This is a genomic window from Nocardia sp. NBC_00565 (assembly GCF_036345915.1).
Classification (GTDB): Bacteria; Actinomycetota; Actinomycetes; order Mycobacteriales; family Mycobacteriaceae; genus Nocardia.
The window spans coordinates 6,387,785-6,404,182 of the sequence record NZ_CP107785.1; the positions used below are offsets into that span (position 1 = coordinate 6,387,785).

Here is a 16,398-nt window from a genome sequence, read left to right on the forward strand (position 1 = left end):
GGACTACTCGCCGCTCTCGCGACGCGACGTCAGCACAGCGTCGTAGAGTTCGCGTCGCGAGACCCCGGTTTCCGAGGCCACCTGGGCACAGGCGTCCTTGAGGCGAATACCTTCGGCGGTCAGCGATTCGACCTCGTCGACCAGATCGGCGGGGTCGGCCGGTGCGGGCTGCGCGCCCGCGAGGACAACGGTGATCTCGCCACGTGCCCCGTCGACGGCCCACGCCGCGAGTTCGCCGAGATTGCCGCGCACGACCTCCTCATAGGTCTTGGTCAACTCACGGCAGACCGCCGCGCGCCGATCCGGACCGAGCACCTCGACCGCATCGGCCAGGCAGTCGGCGAGCCGGTGCGGGGCCTCGAAGAACACACACGCTCGCGGTTCGGTGCGCAAGGTGCGCAACCACTCTCGGCGCTGCCCGGACTTGCGCGGCGCGAATCCGTCGAAGCAGAAGCGCTCCACCGGAAGTGCCGACAGCGCCAGCGCGGTGGTCACCGCGGACGGCCCGGGCAGGCAGGTCACCGCGAGCGAACGCTCGACGCAGGCCACCACCATGCGATAGCCAGGATCGCTCACCGAGGGCATGCCTGCATCGGTCACCAGCAGCACCGTGCGCCCGTTCGCGATCTCATCGAGCAGTGCGGGAATCTTCGCGGTCTCCACATGGTCGTCGAAGCGCACCACCCGCCCGGTGATCTCCACTTCGAGCGCCTTCGCCAGCGCACGGGTGCGCCGGGTGTCCTCGGCCGCGACGATATCGGCGGAGCCGAGCGCATCGCGCAGCCGCTGCGACGCATCGCCGATCTGCCCCATCGGCGTCGCCGCGAGCACCAACCGCCCCGTCGCCGCCACCTCGTCCGTCACGCAGGCTCATCCGCCTTTCCGCATACTGGGCCTTATCAGTGATTGATTGTGTCACCATCGGAAATCGAATCCGGGGCCGGGCAATGACGCTGCTCAGTGTGTGATTCGCGCGGCGGCGCGCTCACCGGTGCGGGTCACGGTGGCGCGCACAGCATACGATCGGGGCGTGACCCAGGTGACCGACCAGCGCGCGACTGTAGCCGAGGCCGTGCCCTCTTGGTCGAGCCCCGCGCCACTGCGGCCGTCGCCCGATTTCGGACCGCTCGACAAGCTGCAGGGGTGGGTGGTCACCGCCGTCCTCACCACGATCGCGGCGCTGACGCGGTTCATCATGCTCGACTATCCGACCGACGCGTACACCCCCGTCTTCGATGAAAAGCATTACGCGCCGCAGGCCTGGCAGATGCTCACCGGCGGCGGTGTCGAGGACAATCCCGGATACGGGCTGGTGGTGCATCCCCCGATCGGCAAACAGCTGATCGCGGTGGGCGAGTGGATATTCGGCTACAACGGCTGGGGCTGGCGCTTCAGCGCGGCCATCGCGGGCACGGTGCTGGTGCTACTGGTGATCCGGATCGTGCGGCGGATGGCGCGCTCGACGATGGTCGGTGCGATCGCGGGCATGCTGCTGATCGCCGACGGGTTGACGTTCGTCTCCTCGCGCATCGGCATGCTCGACATCTTCATGGCGGTGCTGGTGACCGCCGCCTTCGGCTGCCTCATCGTGGACCGTGACGAGGTCAGGGCCCGAATCGCGCGAGTGGACTTCGAGGGTCGCGGCGGGCTGAGCGATTGGGGCCCGCGACTGGGGGTGCGCTGGTGGCGATTCGGCGCCGGGGTGCTGCTCGGACTGGCCTGCGGCACCAAGTGGTCCGGTATGTACTTCATCCTCGCGTTCGGCATCATGAGTGTCTGGTTCGACGCGTCCGCTCGGCGCGCCTACGGGGTGCGCCGTCCCTGGGTCGGCGCGGCGGTGCGCGATGTGGGGCCCGCGCTGTACGTGCTGGTGTTGATCCCGCTCGGGGTGTATCTGGCCACCTACTGGGCCTGGTTCGCCAGCGAGGACGGCGTGTTCCGGTACGCGGTCGGCAATCAGGTCGGCCGCGACGGGACCTGGTCGTTCCTGCCGAACGCGCTGCGCTCGCTGTGGTACTACAGCGGCGAGTCGCTGCGCTTCCACGAGGGCCTGACCAATTCGGCGGGCAACCATCACCCCTGGGAATCCAAGCCGTGGACCTGGCCGATGGGCCTGCGGCCGATGCTCTACTACTACGCCGACAACGGCGTGACCGGATGCGGCCAAACCCAGTGTGTGAAGGCCGTGATGTTGATCGGCACCCCGGCGATCTGGTGGATCGCCTGCCCGATACTCGCCTGGATGCTGTGGCGCAGTGTGGTCCGCCGCGACTGGCGCTACGCCACGGTGCTCACCGGCTACAGCGCCGGACTGCTGCCCTGGTTCTTCACCCTCGATCGGCAGATGTACTACTTCTACGCGGTACCGCTGGCCCCGTTCCTGGTGATGGGAATCGCGTTGGTATGCGGCGACATCCTCGGCTCGGCCCGATCGATGCCGATACCGCGAAGTCCCGCGGGCACCTATCTGCCCGCGATACCGAACGAACGGCGCAGCCTCGGATTACTCGCGGTCTGCATCTACCTGGGTCTGGTGATCGCCAACTTCATCTGGCTCTGGCCGATACTCACCGCGCTGCCGATCACCCCGGGCAACTGGCACGACCACCTGTGGCTCCCGAGCTGGCGCTGATCAGCCCTCCAACGCCGATTTGACGTACCGCAGCGCCGCTTCGTCGTCCAATCCCAGTCGTCGGATAGTGGCGACATAGTCGGTCGCGGCCCGGCCCGCCAGGTCTTTGGTCGGGTCACCGGACGAGGCGATGAAAGATCCCTGCCGGCCCCGGGTTTCGACGACACCGTCGGCCTCGAGTTCCCGGTACGCGCGGGCGACGGTATTCGGCGCGAGCCCCAGTTGCGCGGCCAGCGCCCGCACGGTCGGAATCTTCGTGCCCGCCGTCAGCTCCCCCGAGCGCACCTGTGCGATGACACCGAGTCGTAACTGTTCGTAGGGCGGGATGGGCGAATCGTGGGTAATGGTAATGGTGAACATCGCACGCTCACACATCATCTCGGGACAGTGGACAGGACATGCACCGCGGTCCGCCGCGCCCGGAACCCAATTCGGAACCCGGGATGGGCAGCACCTCGATGCCGGCGACCTCGAGCCGCGCGTTGGTCATATGGTTGCGCTCGTAGGCGACCACCACGCCGGGTGCGAGAGCCAGCGTGTTGTTCCCATCGTCCCACTGCTCGCGCTCGGCGGTGACACCGTCGAGCCCGGTATCGATGACCCGCAGTTTCCCGATACCCATCGCCTCGGCGGCCGCGGGCAGGAACGGATCGGGACCGCGCATGCTGACCCGCGCTTGGTCGTGCTGACCGCCATATTCATCTTCGCGATGAATCGTGAACGCGCACAGCGAATCCCGCACCGCCGGATACATCACCACGGCATCGGTGTCGACCATGGTGCACACGGTGTCCAGATGCATGGTCGCGCGGTTCTGCGCGATCGGAACGACCAGCACGGTATGCGCGAGATCGTCGTCGAACAGACTGCGCGCCAACGCTTCCGCACCCGCGGGCGAAGTGCGCTCACCGACGCCCACCGCCACCACGCCCGGCGCGAGCAGCAGCACATCGCCGCCCTCGATCGGCGCGGTATGCGATTCGTAGGCCCGGCGCACCCCGAGGAAACGCGGATGGAATGCGTAGATGAGATCGGTCAGCGAGGTCTCGCGTATCCGGGCGGGCAGCGCGAGTGAGGTGATCGCCACCTTTGGGCCGACCCAGAACGAGGAATCCCTGGTGAACAGCAGATTCGGCAGCGGATCGATGACGAAATCCGCGCCGTGGTGCATGCGCCGCACCAGGGATGTGTTGTCGCCGCCGAAGGGCAGTTCGTCGAAGGTCATTCCGGCCATCAGAATGTTGGCCAGATCCCTGGCCCGGACGCCGCGCAGGAATCCCGCGAGCTCATCGGCCAACGTATGCCCGAGTTTGCGCGCGTCGACAGCGCCGGAGATGCCCTGGATGCGGGCGGCGCCGCTGACCGACAGGGTCTCGGCGAGCAGATCCGCGAGCAACAGCACCTCGACGCCGCGCTCGCGCAGCACGCCGCTGAAGGTGTCGTGCTCCTGCTGGGCCCGCTCGACCCAGGGGATCCCGTCGAAGAGCAATTGATCGTTATTGCGCGGGGTCAGCCGCCGCAGTTCATCCCCCGGCCGGTGCAGCAGCACCGTGCGCAGAGTGCCCACCTCGGAGGTGACCGCTAGCCGACCGCCGGGATCACCGACGCCGTCCAGCCCGTCCTCGCCCGCACCGCCATCGTGCCCCGCCCGCACCGCGTCTGCTCCCATGATCCGACCGTAGTTCGCCAAGGGCGTAAGAGCACGCAATTGGCCGATCGTTTCGAGCGACCTGCAAGCAGTCGCTAGCGGCCCGTTTCGAGCGACCTGCAAGCAGTCGCTAGCGGCCCGTTTCGAGCGACCTGCAAGCAGTCGCTAACGGCCCGTTTCGAGCGACCTGCAAGCAGTCGCTAACGGCCCGCTTCGAGCGACCTGCAAGCAGTCGCTAACGGCCCGCTTCGAGCGACCTGCAAGCAGTCGCTACGGAGACACCGATTCTCACCCGAGCACACCCTAACCTGAAGTATTGTTGAGGTGAATGGAGGAGCGTGATGTCGACAACCGATTGGCGGGCGAAGGAGCTGACCCCCGGGCAGCTGTCCGAGCGTAGCGGAGTAGCGGTCTCCGCGTTGCACTTCTACGAACGCGAGGGCCTCATCACGAGTCGCCGCACCAGCGGCAATCAGCGCAGATACGCGCGGGAAACGCTGCGGCGCGTCGCCTTCATCCGCATCTCCCAGCGAGTCGGCATTCCGTTGAGCGAAATCCGGTCCGCCCTGGACAAACTCCCCGAGGGCCGCACGCCGACCCGGCGCGACTGGGAGACCCTCTCCACCACCTGGCGCGCCGACCTCGACGATCGCATCACCCAGCTGACCCGCTTGCGCGACAACCTGACCGGCTGCATCGGCTGCGGCTGCCTCTCGCTCGGCAGCTGCCGCCTGGTCAACGAACACGACCGCCTCGGCGAGCAGGGACCGGGTGCCCGCGTGCTCGACGTGACGCTCAACTGCCCTTCGAAACCAGCAGCCTGTTGAACCGATCACTGGTGCGGCGAATCACGAATTCGTAGGGGTAGGCGAATTTGCGTGCCCACCAATAGCTGAAGCGAATATCGAACGAGGTGTAGACCAGGAACCGATTGCGCTCGATACCGCGAAGGATCGCTGCCGCAACATGTTCCGGCTCCACCGCATGCTTGGTGAATGCGGCGGTGAGTCGCTGGATCCGCGGATCGTCTTTGTCCACGCCGACCAGCTCGAAGGTCTCGACCAACGGCGTATTCACCGCGCCGGGCACCACCAGATGCACCGAAATGCCGTGCCGCCGCAGGTCGAATCGCAATACCTCGGAGACGCCGCGAATGCCGTATTTGGCCGCGCTGTAGGCCGCGTGCCAGGGCAGTGCGAGCAGTCCGGCGGCCGAGGAGACATTCACCAGGGCACCACCGCGTTTCGCCCGGACCATGGGCGGCACGAAGTTCTCGATCACATGGATCGGGCCCATCAGGTTGACCTCCACCATCTTTCGCCAATGCCGGTGCTCGAGATTCTCGACCGTGCCCCAGGCGGAGGTGCCCGCGATATTCATCACGATATCGAGGCTGCCGAATTCGGCGTGCACATCGGTGGCGAAGGCGGTGACTGCGTCGTAATCGGTGATATCGAGTGCGCGATATGCGAGAACGACACCACTGGATTCCTTGATGGTGCGCACCGTATCCTCGAGCCCCTCGGCATTGATATCGGTCAGCACCAATTCGGCTCCGGCTTCAGCGGCGGCCACCGCGGTAGCCCGGCCGATACCGCTGGCAGCCCCGGTGACCAGCACCTTCGCGTCCCGCACCGTCTTTCCGCGACCAAATCCCAACACGCCGGAGTCCCATCTCGATCAGTCCGAATCGGTTCCCCGCAGGGTACGCGCCACGGACTACCGCCCCAATACCGCCAGCATGCCCGCGACCGCCCTCGGCCAGGTGAACTGCTCGGCGCGGCTGCGCGCCGCCCTTCGCCGTCCGGCGGTCGGCAGCGCCAATACGTCGGTGACCGCCTGGGCGAAGGCCGACGGGCGATCGGCGGCGACCGCGCCACAGTCGGCGGTGACGATATCGGCGAGCGCCGAGGACCGGCTCGCGACCACCGGCGTACCCGCGGCCAGCGCTTCCAGTGCGGCCAGCCCGAAGGTCTCGTGCGGACCCGGTGCCAGTGAAACATCCGCGGTGGCAAGCAGTTTCGCGACCATCGCGCGGTCGCTGATGAATCCGGTGAAGTGCACCGCCGCCCGCCCGCCCGGCAGCGGCGGCAAGGTGCGCGCCCGGCGCTCCAGGGCTTCGCGCCGCGGCCCCTCCCCGGCGACGACCAACCTGGCCTCCACGCCCGCCTTGCGCAGCGCGCCGACGGCCTCGATGCTGCGATCCACCCGCTTCTCCACCGACAGCCTGCCGCAGTGCACCAGCAGCGGATGTCCCGGCACACCCAGGTCGGCGCGTAGTCGGTAGTCGCGCCGACGCGGGCTGAACAGCTCCAGATCCACCCCGAGCGGAACCAGTTCGACATTGGGCGCATCGATGCGCAGAAACTCCGCGCGCGCGAATTCCGTTGTGCAGACCACGATGTCGTAGTCGGCGGCGGTTCGGCGATTGGCGATATCGGCGCAGCGGCGGGCCGCGGGACCTGGCAGTACCTGCCCGAGCAGCCGATCGAGACGCTCATGCGAGATCATCACACTGGCCACATCGCGGGTGCGCGCCCAACACCCGAATCCGCGCAGCGTCAGGCGATCGGATACCTCGAGCACATCCGGGCGCAAACCGGCCAGCACATCGGCCACCCGTCGCGGATCCGCCGCCCGGTAGCCCCCGGTCCACGGAATCGCCAAGGCGGGCAAGGTGATCCGCACCGCGCCGGTGGGCAGGATCTCCTCGGCCCGGCGTGGTCCCGGCACGATCAGCACTACCTCGTGTCCGGCCGCCACATAGCCCTCACCGAGGTGGTGCAGCGCGGTGCGCAGACCACCCGACCGCGGACCGTAAAAGTTCGCCAGCTGCACGATGCGCACATCGCCGATCGTGCAGCGGATCGGGTTACCCACGGGACCGGTGCGCCCAACAGGGCATGAACAGCCGTGAAAGACCCTGCTAACTGCCGAGCAGGCCCGCGCCACGCACGGGATATGCGGCTCAGGCTCGCGGCGTACCTCGCCCCGCCCGAGGTAGATCGAGGTCCAACGGAATACGGCCGACGGCCAGATGCGACTCCACCTCATCGGCGGGCATCGGTCGCGCGATCAGGAAGCCCTGCGCCCGATAGCAACCGAGCCCGACCAGCGTGCGCGCCGCCACCGGCGTCTCGACGCCCTCCCCGACCACACCGAGCCCGAACGATCCCGCCAGCCCGATGATGGATTTCACGATCGCCAGATCGTCGGTGCTCGTGCCGAGGCGCTGCACGAATCCGCGGTCGATCTTCACCGCGTCGACCGGAAGCGCCTTGAGATGCGACAGCGAGCTGTAACCGGTGCCGAAGTCGTCGATGGCGATCTGTACGCCCATCCGCTTCAACCCGCGCAGCGTGACCTGCGTGCGCGCCAGATCCTGCACGACCACGTGCTCGGTGATCTCCAGACAGACCGAACTGCCGTCGATCCCGAACAGCCGCAGAATATCCTCGATCCGCTCCACGAAGTCCAGGCTGACCAGCTGGACCGGCGAAACATTGATCCGTATCACCACATTCGCGGCCAGACCGCGTCTGCGCCACTCGGCGAACTGGGCACACGCCGATCGGATCACCCAGCGACCCAGTTCACCGGCGAGATTGGTGGCCTCGGCGACGGTGACGAACGCACTGGGCGGTAGCAGACCTCTGGTCGGATGCAACCAGCGCACCAGCGCCTCCAGCGCGACGATCCGGCCGGTGCGCAGGTCGACCTCGGGCTGATAGTGCAGCAGCAGCGATCCGTCGGAGACCGCGCCGCGCAGATTCAGCTCCACATCGTCCTGCAGTTCGAACTGGGCGCGCATGGCATCGGTGAACACCGCGACACCATTGCCGCCGCCCGACTTCGCGGAAAGCAGCGCGTGATCGGCCCGGCGTAGCACATCGGCCACCGTGGTCTCGCCCGGAATCCCGACCGCGACACCGACGCTGGCACCGCGGCTGACCGATTCACCACCGACGGTGACCCGCCGTCCGATAAGCTGCTGGATCCTGGTCGCCTCCAGCTCGGCCGCCACCGCGTCCATCGGTTTGGCGGGCACGATGACGAATTCGTCGCCGCCGAGCCGGGCGATCATGTCATGGGGATCGAGGTTCTCCCGCAGCCGCGAGGAGAGCGTGCGAATGAAATTGTCCCCCGCGGTGTGCCCGAGAAAATCGTTGAGCGCTTTGAGCCGATCGAGATCGAGAAAGAATGCGGCCACCGGGCCCGGACTGCCCTTTCGCAGCCGCTCCTCCATATGTTCGAGCAGCGCGCGCCGGTTCGCCAGCCCGGTCAGATCGTCGTGCAGGGCGATGTAGCGCAACCGTTCCTCGGCCACCACGCGGGCCTGCAGTTGGGCGAACAGCGATGCGATCGCCTTGAGCACATTCAGCTCCCGGGTGCTCCAGTCGCGATCGCCCTGTTTGATGAAACCGAGCACCCCGGTCGAATCGCCGCGCGAGAGCAGCGGCACGGCGGCCATGGCGACCTGCGGGATACCGGAGGAGCGCCGGATCGTCTCTTGATAGTCGGCGGATTGCTGGTCGGGCCGCACGATGATCGGCTCGGTGGCGTATTCCAACTCGCGAAAGACCGAGTCCGCCTTCTCGAAATGCACGATTTTCAGTGGATCGGGATCGGGCACGTCCCCACGATGCGGCCACTCCGCGATGAGTACGGTGGCCCGCTGCTCTCTATCGGTATGGCGTAGGTAGCTGAAATCGACATCGAAATGCTCGACCAATCTGGCCAGCACGCGCTCACTCGCCGCCACCATCGTCGTGGCGTCGACGCCCATCAACTCGGAGGCGACCTGAGTCACCAATGAGTCGAGCGTTCGCCGAGGCACCTAATCTCCGATCGCGCTAGCTGTGGTTGCCTGCGCCCGGCACTGGAAGCCGCCTACTGCGGACCGTGGCTGCTGCCGCGTAGCTCAGGCGAAGCACCAATGCCATGATCTCATGCCCAGGCACTCCCAGCAGGTCCAGGAAACGGCCCTGAAGTGACGTCAGTGTATCCGCGAAATCCGGGGAAATCCCTTCCAGCTCGTCGGGGTGCCGCGCATACAGGAACAACGGCGAGACCGGTTGCACCGCGAGACCGAGCCGTTGTGCCTCGACCCAGACGCGCTGCACCGCCGCGCCGCCGCGCGCGTAGTCGGCGAGTTCGACCGCCGACGACCCGGATTTGCGCGGAAATGTCACGGCCAGCACCGCCGAACTCGACAGCACGCGGTCCCGGGTGTATTCGCCGAGCGCGGCCCCGCCCTGCCATTCGCGCAGCCGATCCATCACGTCCGAACGCACCCCGATACGGATTTTGGCCTGCTCATCGGCGGCCAATTCCATACTCCGGATATCGATCCCGGTGCGCGGATCCTCGCCGGGCCAGCGCAGTTCGCCGAACAGCTCCTGGTGTAGGCGCGGGGTCAGATGGCGGATGCGGTCGGATTCGGCGAGCAGCGCGGCCGCCGTCGCGAGATCGTCGGGTTCGGTGACGGCATGGACCATGGCGTCCGCCTCGGCGGCGACCGCGGCCAGCGCGGGCAGGACATCGGCCGCCAGCGGCGCGCCGGTGCCGAGCCGTCGGTTCGTCTCGCGGGTCAGCGTGTCCGGATAGGCGCGGGCCAGTCCCGGATCAGTGCTGTTGCCGAGGTGTAGCACCGCGGTCAACGCGGTGGCGTCGCCCTCGATGAACTCGTGGTCGCCGAGCATGTCGTGCGCGGCGGCCGCGGCGCGTGCGTTGTGCAACGCCGCGCCGATGGATACGGCGCTGGCGCGATAACCGATGTCCAGTCCCGATGACCGGGTGCGGGCCAAGTCGATTCGCAACTGGTCGCCCTCGACCCGCAGGAACCACGGCTGGGTGTTACCGCCCGACGGCGCGCGCTGCGCACACTCGAGCATCTGCTCGATCGCGGATCCGCCGCGCGGTAGCCCGTCGCCTTCGTAATCCGGATATTCGTCGCGCACCTGCTCGCACGCCGGCTCCGGTTCGGCCAGCTCATCGAGGCCGCGCTCCAGATCGAACCGGGTCCGGCCGGAGGACAGCTTCTGCCCGAGCCCGATCCGGCGCACGGCGGCCGCCACGATGGCCGCGCCGAGCTGCACATCGCCGCCGAGCTGCGGCCAGGTCGTCACGGTTTCGTCGATCTCGACCAGACTGGCGGCCATTCGGGCCGAGAGCTCCTTGGGATCCAGGATCCGCATGACATGCGGTGCCTTGTCCTTGGTGGACAACCCGCGCAGATCCGCGCCGACGGTCGCGCCGAGCAGCCCGTGGAACGGCGGACGATCCGGTTCGAGGTCATAGCGCTCGACATCGAGCAGGCCGCGATCGCTGGTATCCATCAGCAGCGGAATCCGGTGTCGGCGTGCGCTTTCCCGAACGGCGAACTTGATATCGAGCGAATCGCACTCCTCGACCACGATCGACAACCCGCGCATGAATTCGTCAACGGTGTCTTCGCCGACGCCCGCGGTGTAGACCTCGACCGGCAGATAGGGATCGAGTTCGGCGACCCGGCGCGCGGTCACGATCGACTTGTTCACGCCGATATCGAAGATCCCGGCCGGTATCCGATTCAGATTCGACAGCTCGATCTCGTCGAAGTCGGCCAGGCGCAGCAGCCCGCAGCTGCCCTCCTGGGCCAGCGCGTACGCGACCGCGTGCCCGACGCTCTGCCCGATCACCCCGACCGCGAGTCCGGCGCAGCGTTGCTGTTCGGCGCGGGTGAGCTTGTTCTGATTGCGGTCCAACCGAATTGCCCGATAGGTCTTTTCGCCGGGCAGACCGACGAGAGTGCGCCGCCACGGGTAGAAGACCCACCGATCCGTCTCCGGACCACCGAGATCCGGCGGCGGTGTGCGCACCTTGTCGAGTTCGGCGCGCAGCACGTCGCGCAGGTCGAGGATGCGTACCCACGGCCACTTCCGCAATTGCACCAGGATCTGCGCGTCGTCGGTTGCTGTCTCGTCGAGAATCAGGGGGCGATGGTCCGCCATCGGACCGAGATCACCGATCATGGCTGCGCCAGTCCTCCGCTCCCTGGTCTACTCGAGAGTGCTCGGCCGTGCGGCGACAGCCATGCATCGAGTGCCGCACGCTCCAGCGCGATCAACGAACTCTGCAATTTTGTGGCTAATGACCGGTATGTCCGGATATCCCACCACAGCGGGACGGTGCGATACCGGTCGTCCGGATAGGGCACCGACGGTATCCGATCGGCGACGTACCCACCACTCGATCGGTACAGACCGATATTTCGCGTGGCAGTGGTGACGAAGCCGAACCTGGCATCGAGCAGCCGGGCGGCGTGCACAACGCAGCGCGACACCGCGGCGGCGAGCGCGGTGCGATGCTCGGCCTCCCGCGCGACCCAGACCGCTTTCACCTCGACTATGCCCTCTGGTATCCGTTCGGCAACCACCGTGCGCAGTTGATCGGCACCGGGTCGACCAGCCCAGGCGCCGAGCGCGTGCACCTCGTCGGCGACTCCATAGGGACCCTGTGCCCGCAATCCCGCGAGGACCGCGCCTGCGGGGTCGACGGCGGTGAAGAACAACGATGTCGAATGGCCGTCGACAACACTGTCGTATTCCAAAGCGTGATCAACGCCAAAGTGCCGGTAAACCCGCAGCGCACCATGCAGATAACGGCGCCACAGATCGGGATGAGCCTGCGGAGTAGCGATATGAAAGACATAACCGGAATGCATGTCGCGAAACCGCAACACCTCGGCATCGCGCGTGCCCCCGGGGCCGACTGCGATTGTTTCGACAGTCATGGTTTTCCTACTCCGTTTGCTACCGCACAGCTGCACGGTCATCGAGCCGGTCCGGCCAGCTCACCAGACGACTCGCCGATCAGGTGAGTTTGCCTAGGGCAGTATCCGTCATTCGACAAGAATTGACCAGATATCTGGTTAATCTTCCGAAAACTTACTGATTGCCCCGAAATTACCGCAGGTCAGACCCCTCGAACAAGGCGTCGAACGGAAGGGGGAGACCAGTCGGTACTGACACAGCTAACATTGAGCAAAATTACACCAGGATGGAGATGAACAGCTCGACCGACTCCGGCCCACGCCAGATCTCGATCTCTTCCCGGTAGGCCCGGGTGATCTCCGCGGAGGCCGTCGCATCGTCGACCTGGGCCCACACATCCTCGACCGGATCGTGATAATCACCGTTCGGCTCGAACCGGGCGTAGACACCCTTGGGCACCTTCACCAGTACGTCACCGACCGGAACCGCACTCGGATCCGAGTACTCGAAACATACGACGGCGTTGTAGTTTCCGGCCGGATCCGGCACGTAGACCGTGTACATCGGCTGGTCGTCGCCCGCGCGATCGCGCAGCCGATCCTTGAGGAATTCGATCAGCTCGCTATTGCTGACCTTGAAGCTCGGACGTACCCGCGGCACCACCAAGCCGCCGTAGATGGCCTCGCGGCGCACCACGATCGCATACGTCATCACGCATCGACCGCCAAGTAGAGGTCGATCTTGTACGCGTGCGGATAACACTCGAAGTCGCCGGTGTAGGTGCGTTTGATGTGGTTGTGCTCCTCGGCATAGGCGATCTGCGTCCACAGGTCGGTCATCACCTGCGGAAAGTTACCCACCGAAGAGAACCTGGCATAGGTGCCGCGCGGCAGCCGCGCCACCAAATGCCCGCGGGTGACATCGTCGAAGGACGCGCACTCGTAGCCGACGATCTGGGTGTTGTAGGTGCCGAGTTCGCCGGTGTAGTCGGTGAATGCGCTGGCCAGCGGGCCGCCGAGTTCCTGATGCAGGACCGCCGCCCATGCGGCCTCGAGGTCGTGGTCACGCAGTTTCCCGAGCGCACGTTTCGGGCTGCGCACCGGCAGCCCGGCAACCCACGTCTCGTCTCGCTCGACGATTTCAAACTGCATGAAAAGACTCTTTCGAGGTGATCCCGGGGGCGTGGCCCGCATCCGGTCGGTCAGAAAGGCCATGCTATCAACTCGCCGCTGGTGGTTCCGATCACATATCCGCGTCGTTACCCGCGGCTCGCGATCCCACCGAACTGGTCGGCCGTCCTGTACGCAAACCGATGGCTATCGATGCATAGTGGACATGACAATCGCCGATCTCACGGCGTCGATCTACGACCGCGGTCCCACGGGCACACCGAATGGAGTCCTGATGAAATCGAGCGCGATCTACGACGAATTGGACAGCCACGCTGGCGAGATCGCCGCTCAGGTGGTGCGCTGGCGTCGGCATCTGCATCAGCATCCGGAGCTGTCGAATCGGGAGGCGCAGACCGCCGCGCTCATCGCCGAGCATCTGCGCTCACTGCGGCTGGACGAGGTGCGCACCGATATCGCCGGGCACGGCATCGTCGGCGTGCTACGCGGCGGCGCGCCGGGCGAGAACGTCATCGCGCTGCGCGCCGATATCGATGCCCTGCCGGTGCCGGACCTGTGCGGGGTCGACTTCGCCTCGCACGCGGTCGACAACGACTATCCCGGGGGACCCTTCCCGGTCTCGCACGCCTGTGGTCACGACTGTCACACCGCGATGCTGATGGGTGCGGTGAGCGTGCTCGCCCAGGTTCGGGAGCGGCTGCCGGGGACAGTGCTGTTGGTCTTCCAACCGGCCGAGGAGGGACCGCCGGTGGACGAAACGGGCGGTGCGCGCGAGATGCTCGCACAGGGCGCACTCGCCGATCCGGCACCGACAATGGCGTTCGGCTTCCATGTCACGCCATATCCCAAGGGCTACATCGGTTATCGGATCGGCAACCAGTTCGGCGCGTCATCGCTGGTGAAGATCACCATCACCGGACAGCAGGTGCACGGGTCGACACCGTGGATGGGTATCGATCCGATGCCCGCCGCCGGCGCGGTGCTGACCGGGATCGGGCAGCTTTATCGGCAGGTCAGCGCGTTCGATCCGGTCACGGTGTCGATCGGGCATATCCAGGATGTGGGCCGGTTCAACATCATCGGGCAGACGGTGACGCTGTGGGGCACCATCCGCTGCGCGGTCGAATCCGATATGGGCGAGGTGCAGAAGCGGCTCACCACCCTCGCCGAACATACCGCCCAGGCCTACAACGCCACGGCCACCGTGGATCACCTGCAGGATGTGCCCGCGGTGCACAACGCGAAGAAATGGGTCGACGCCGCACTGCCGACCTTCCAGCGCGTCGCGGGGGCCGACCGGGTGGTGCCGTCCATCCCGACGCTCGGTTATGACGATGTCTCGGAATTCATCAATCGCTATGGCGGGTTGTACGTCACGCTCGGTGTGCAAGACGCCGAACTCGACGCGAACGGTATGCCCATTGCATCACCCGGCGGACGCGGGCTGGCGGTGAACCACAATCCGCATTTCTACGCCGATGACGACACGCTGGTCACCGGTGTGCGGCTGCACGCGCACGTCGCCTATGACCACCTCATCGGCGCGTTGTCGCCGGAATGATCCGCCGCGAAATGTGATCGAATGCCACCCGTGTGCGAGACCATCGCCGAACTGGACGCCGCGGTCGCGGATTGCTTCGCCTGCCCGCGCCTGGTCGCCTGGCGGGAGCGGGCGGCGCGGGAGAAGCGCGCCGCCTATCGTGACGAGACCTATTGGGGCCGGGCGGTTCCGGGCTACGGTCCGGACGACGCAAGGCTGCTGATCGTCGGGTTGGCTCCCGCCGCGCACGGCGGCAATCGGACCGGTCGGATGTTCACCGGTGATCGCAGTGGCGATTTCCTCTACGCCGCGATGTACAACGTCGGGCTCACCAATCAACCGACGGCGGTGCACCGCGATGACGGGCTACGGCTGATCGGCGCGCGGGTCACCGCGCCGGTGCACTGCGCACCGCCGGACAACAAGCCGACACCCGATGAACGCGACCGCTGCCGTCACTGGCTGGAGACCGAATTGGGCCTGCTCACACCGACATTGCGGGCGGTCGTCGTACTCGGCGCGTTCGGTTGGCAGGCGCTGCTTCCGGTGCTCGCGTCGGCGGGCTGGGTCATTCCGCGCCCGCGCCCCAAATTCGGGCACGGTGCGCATGTGGTGGTGGATCCGGCTGCCGATGACCGCGAACCGCTGCACCTATTCGGCTGCTACCACGTCAGCCAGCAGAACACCTTCACCGGCCGACTCACTCCTGCGATGCTCGAGGCGGTCCTGGCCGACGCCGCGACCGCAGCGGGTCTGCCGGTCGGCGGGAGCTGATCGGCCGGAAACCGATCAGGACGGCGGCGTGATCTTGGTGATGACGATGATGCCCTCGCGCGGCGCGACGCTCACGAACTGCCGGTAGGTGCGGACGGTCGAATCGGCCCGGATCTCGGTGATCACCACATCGAAGCGCCCGTCGGCCATCGGTGTGATCAGCACGCAGTGCTGGGTGCCCGGCGGAATGGATTTGATTCCGGCGTCGATGAGCGCAACCGCGGCGACCCCCGCATCCGGGCTGGTCAGCGTCCGCGCGTCCGCTCCGGACCGGGTCACGTAGTAGGCGTATTGGAAGGCCAGGATCACATCCGGCCCCGATTTGGTCGAACCGGTGCCGTTGCCGCGCACCAACTGTTCGCTGCGCATCGGCTCGCAGTTCGGCCCGCCACCGAGCACCGGATCGGTGATCGTCGCCGTCGCCTGCCGGGTATTGCTCGCCGCGGCCGTATACACCAACACCAGCGCCACCGCCGCCATCGTCCCGAAGAGCGCGGCCGTACCGACCAGCCAGGGCGGACGCGGCGGGTGGCGGCGTTTGCGCGGCGGGCGCGGCGCGGGGAGGACGCGTGGCGCTGCCGCGGGCGCGATCATGCCAGGCCAGAGCGGCGCGGCCGACTGGCTCCGGTTCCGGCGCATGCCCGTGTAGAGCGCGGCGGTATTGCCGGGCTCGGACATGTTCGACGACACCATGATCTCGCCACACCCCTTTTACCGGTGCCGCTGAAGCGACCTCAGTCCCTTTCAATGCCGTTGTGCAATAACAAGATTGCACATCAGCAGCGTATTGGCGACCGAATCGGCCAGCGAGAACCGGTCAGCGGACCAATAGATTTCGCCCGACCGCGCCGTGCGCGGCTCCAGCGGCTTTGGAGGTTTCCCACAAGCGCAAGGCCGAAGGTTCGTAACGACGGGCATAC

General features: G+C 66.6%; 15 protein-coding genes. 4 read left to right on the forward strand and 11 right to left on the reverse strand.

The window, feature by feature from the left end:
- Positions 1-3 precede the first annotated feature (3 nt).
- Positions 4-864 carry a 16S rRNA (cytidine(1402)-2'-O)-methyltransferase gene (rsmI, locus tag OG874_RS29500; protein ID WP_330250363.1) on the reverse strand — a complete coding sequence of 287 codons (861 nt, stop codon included), beginning with the start codon at positions 862-864 and terminating at the stop codon, positions 4-6.
- Positions 865-1,030: 166 nt separating this feature from the next.
- Between rsmI and OG874_RS29505 the strand changes: the two genes are divergently transcribed.
- On the forward strand, positions 1,031-2,632 hold the full coding sequence (locus OG874_RS29505; RefSeq protein ID WP_330250364.1) for a dolichyl-phosphate-mannose--protein mannosyltransferase: 1,602 nt from the start codon (positions 1,031-1,033) through the stop codon (positions 2,630-2,632).
- Here the strand turns inward: OG874_RS29505 and OG874_RS29510 are convergent, their stop codons facing one another.
- Together OG874_RS29510 and arcA are read right to left on the reverse strand one after the other, a co-directional pair.
- Positions 2,633-2,992, reverse strand: a complete 360-nt coding sequence (locus OG874_RS29510) for a GntR family transcriptional regulator (RefSeq protein WP_330257469.1) — start codon at positions 2,990-2,992, stop codon at positions 2,633-2,635.
- A gap of 7 nt (positions 2,993-2,999) precedes the next feature.
- A complete protein-coding gene (arcA, locus tag OG874_RS29515) occupies positions 3,000-4,301 on the reverse strand; it encodes an arginine deiminase (RefSeq protein WP_330250365.1) in 1,302 nt (433 codons plus the stop codon).
- Positions 4,302-4,621: 320 nt separating this feature from the next.
- Between arcA and soxR the strand changes: the two genes are divergently transcribed.
- Positions 4,622-5,107 carry a redox-sensitive transcriptional activator SoxR gene (soxR, locus tag OG874_RS29520; protein ID WP_330250366.1) on the forward strand — a complete coding sequence of 162 codons (486 nt, stop codon included), beginning with the start codon at positions 4,622-4,624 and terminating at the stop codon, positions 5,105-5,107.
- On the opposite strand, the gene OG874_RS29525 is transcribed toward soxR, so the two are convergent.
- The 7 genes from OG874_RS29525 to OG874_RS29555 all read right to left on the reverse strand — a co-directional run bounded on the left by OG874_RS29525 (position 5,076) and on the right by OG874_RS29555 (position 13,185).
- The gene (locus tag OG874_RS29525) at positions 5,076-5,915 is read right to left on the reverse strand and encodes an SDR family oxidoreductase (RefSeq protein ID WP_330250367.1); all 840 of its coding nucleotides are present in this window, start codon (positions 5,913-5,915) and stop codon (positions 5,076-5,078) included. The two genes, soxR and OG874_RS29525, sit on opposite strands and share 32 nt — an antisense overlap.
- Before the next feature lie 84 nt (positions 5,916-5,999).
- On the reverse strand, positions 6,000-7,127 hold the full coding sequence (locus OG874_RS29530) for a glycosyltransferase (protein ID WP_330250368.1): 1,128 nt from the start codon (positions 7,125-7,127) through the stop codon (positions 6,000-6,002).
- 121 nt (positions 7,128-7,248) lie between these two features.
- Positions 7,249-9,066 carry a putative bifunctional diguanylate cyclase/phosphodiesterase gene (locus OG874_RS29535; protein WP_330257470.1) on the reverse strand — a complete coding sequence of 606 codons (1,818 nt, stop codon included), beginning with the start codon at positions 9,064-9,066 and terminating at the stop codon, positions 7,249-7,251.
- Positions 9,067-9,133: 67 nt separating this feature from the next.
- Positions 9,134-11,293 (reverse strand): Rv1355c family protein, encoded by a 2,160-nt coding sequence (locus OG874_RS29540; RefSeq protein WP_330250369.1) that lies wholly within the window; start codon positions 11,291-11,293, stop codon positions 9,134-9,136.
- The gene (locus OG874_RS29545; RefSeq protein ID WP_330250370.1) at positions 11,290-12,054 is read right to left on the reverse strand and encodes a hypothetical protein; all 765 of its coding nucleotides are present in this window, start codon (positions 12,052-12,054) and stop codon (positions 11,290-11,292) included. Before OG874_RS29545 ends, OG874_RS29540 begins: the two co-directional genes overlap by 4 nt.
- A 256-nt stretch (positions 12,055-12,310) precedes the next feature.
- Complete coding sequence (locus OG874_RS29550) at positions 12,311-12,745, reverse strand: effector binding domain-containing protein (protein ID WP_330250371.1); 435 nt, start codon at positions 12,743-12,745, stop codon at positions 12,311-12,313.
- Positions 12,745-13,185 (reverse strand): GyrI-like domain-containing protein, encoded by a 441-nt coding sequence (locus OG874_RS29555; RefSeq protein WP_330250372.1) that lies wholly within the window; start codon positions 13,183-13,185, stop codon positions 12,745-12,747. The genes OG874_RS29550 and OG874_RS29555 overlap by 1 nt, the downstream gene beginning before the upstream one ends.
- Positions 13,186-13,438: 253 nt before the next feature.
- On the opposite strand from OG874_RS29555, the gene OG874_RS29560 reads away from it, so the two are divergent.
- Positions 13,439-14,725 (forward strand): M20 metallopeptidase family protein, encoded by a 1,287-nt coding sequence (locus tag OG874_RS29560; RefSeq protein WP_330250373.1) that lies wholly within the window; start codon positions 13,439-13,441, stop codon positions 14,723-14,725.
- A gap of 21 nt (positions 14,726-14,746) precedes the next feature.
- Positions 14,747-15,478 (forward strand): uracil-DNA glycosylase, encoded by a 732-nt coding sequence (locus OG874_RS29565; RefSeq protein ID WP_442943138.1) that lies wholly within the window; start codon positions 14,747-14,749, stop codon positions 15,476-15,478.
- Between the two features lie 15 nt (positions 15,479-15,493).
- Here OG874_RS29565 and OG874_RS29570 read toward each other — a convergent pair whose 3' ends face one another.
- Positions 15,494-16,156: a hypothetical protein gene (locus OG874_RS29570; protein WP_330250375.1), complete on the reverse strand. Its 663-nt coding sequence runs from the start codon at positions 16,154-16,156 to the stop codon at positions 15,494-15,496.
- Between the last annotated feature and the right edge of the window lie 242 nt (positions 16,157-16,398).

Bases quoted from the DNA above. Each gene is read 5' to 3' on its own strand.
- OG874_RS29510 (WP_330257469.1), bottom strand. From the start codon at position 2,992: ATGTTCACCATTACCATTACCCACGATTCGCCCATCCCGCCCTACGAA.
- arcA (WP_330250365.1), bottom strand. From the start codon at position 4,301: ATGGGAGCAGACGCGGTGCGGGCGGGGCACGATGGCGGTGCGGGCGAG.
- soxR (WP_330250366.1), top strand. From the start codon at position 4,622: ATGTCGACAACCGATTGGCGGGCGAAGGAGCTGACCCCCGGGCAGCTG.
- OG874_RS29535 (WP_330257470.1), bottom strand. From the start codon at position 9,066: ATGGGCGTCGACGCCACGACGATGGTGGCGGCGAGTGAGCGCGTGCTG.
- OG874_RS29540 (WP_330250369.1), bottom strand. From the start codon at position 11,293: ATGATCGGTGATCTCGGTCCGATGGCGGACCATCGCCCCCTGATTCTC.
- OG874_RS29545 (WP_330250370.1), bottom strand. From the start codon at position 12,054: ATGACTGTCGAAACAATCGCAGTCGGCCCCGGGGGCACGCGCGATGCC.
- OG874_RS29550 (WP_330250371.1), bottom strand. From the start codon at position 12,745: ATGACGTATGCGATCGTGGTGCGCCGCGAGGCCATCTACGGCGGCTTG.
- OG874_RS29555 (WP_330250372.1), bottom strand. From the start codon at position 13,185: ATGCAGTTTGAAATCGTCGAGCGAGACGAGACGTGGGTTGCCGGGCTG.
- OG874_RS29560 (WP_330250373.1), top strand. From the start codon at position 13,439: ATGAAATCGAGCGCGATCTACGACGAATTGGACAGCCACGCTGGCGAG.
- OG874_RS29565 (WP_442943138.1), top strand. From the start codon at position 14,747: ATGCCACCCGTGTGCGAGACCATCGCCGAACTGGACGCCGCGGTCGCG.
- OG874_RS29570 (WP_330250375.1), bottom strand. From the start codon at position 16,156: ATGTCCGAGCCCGGCAATACCGCCGCGCTCTACACGGGCATGCGCCGG.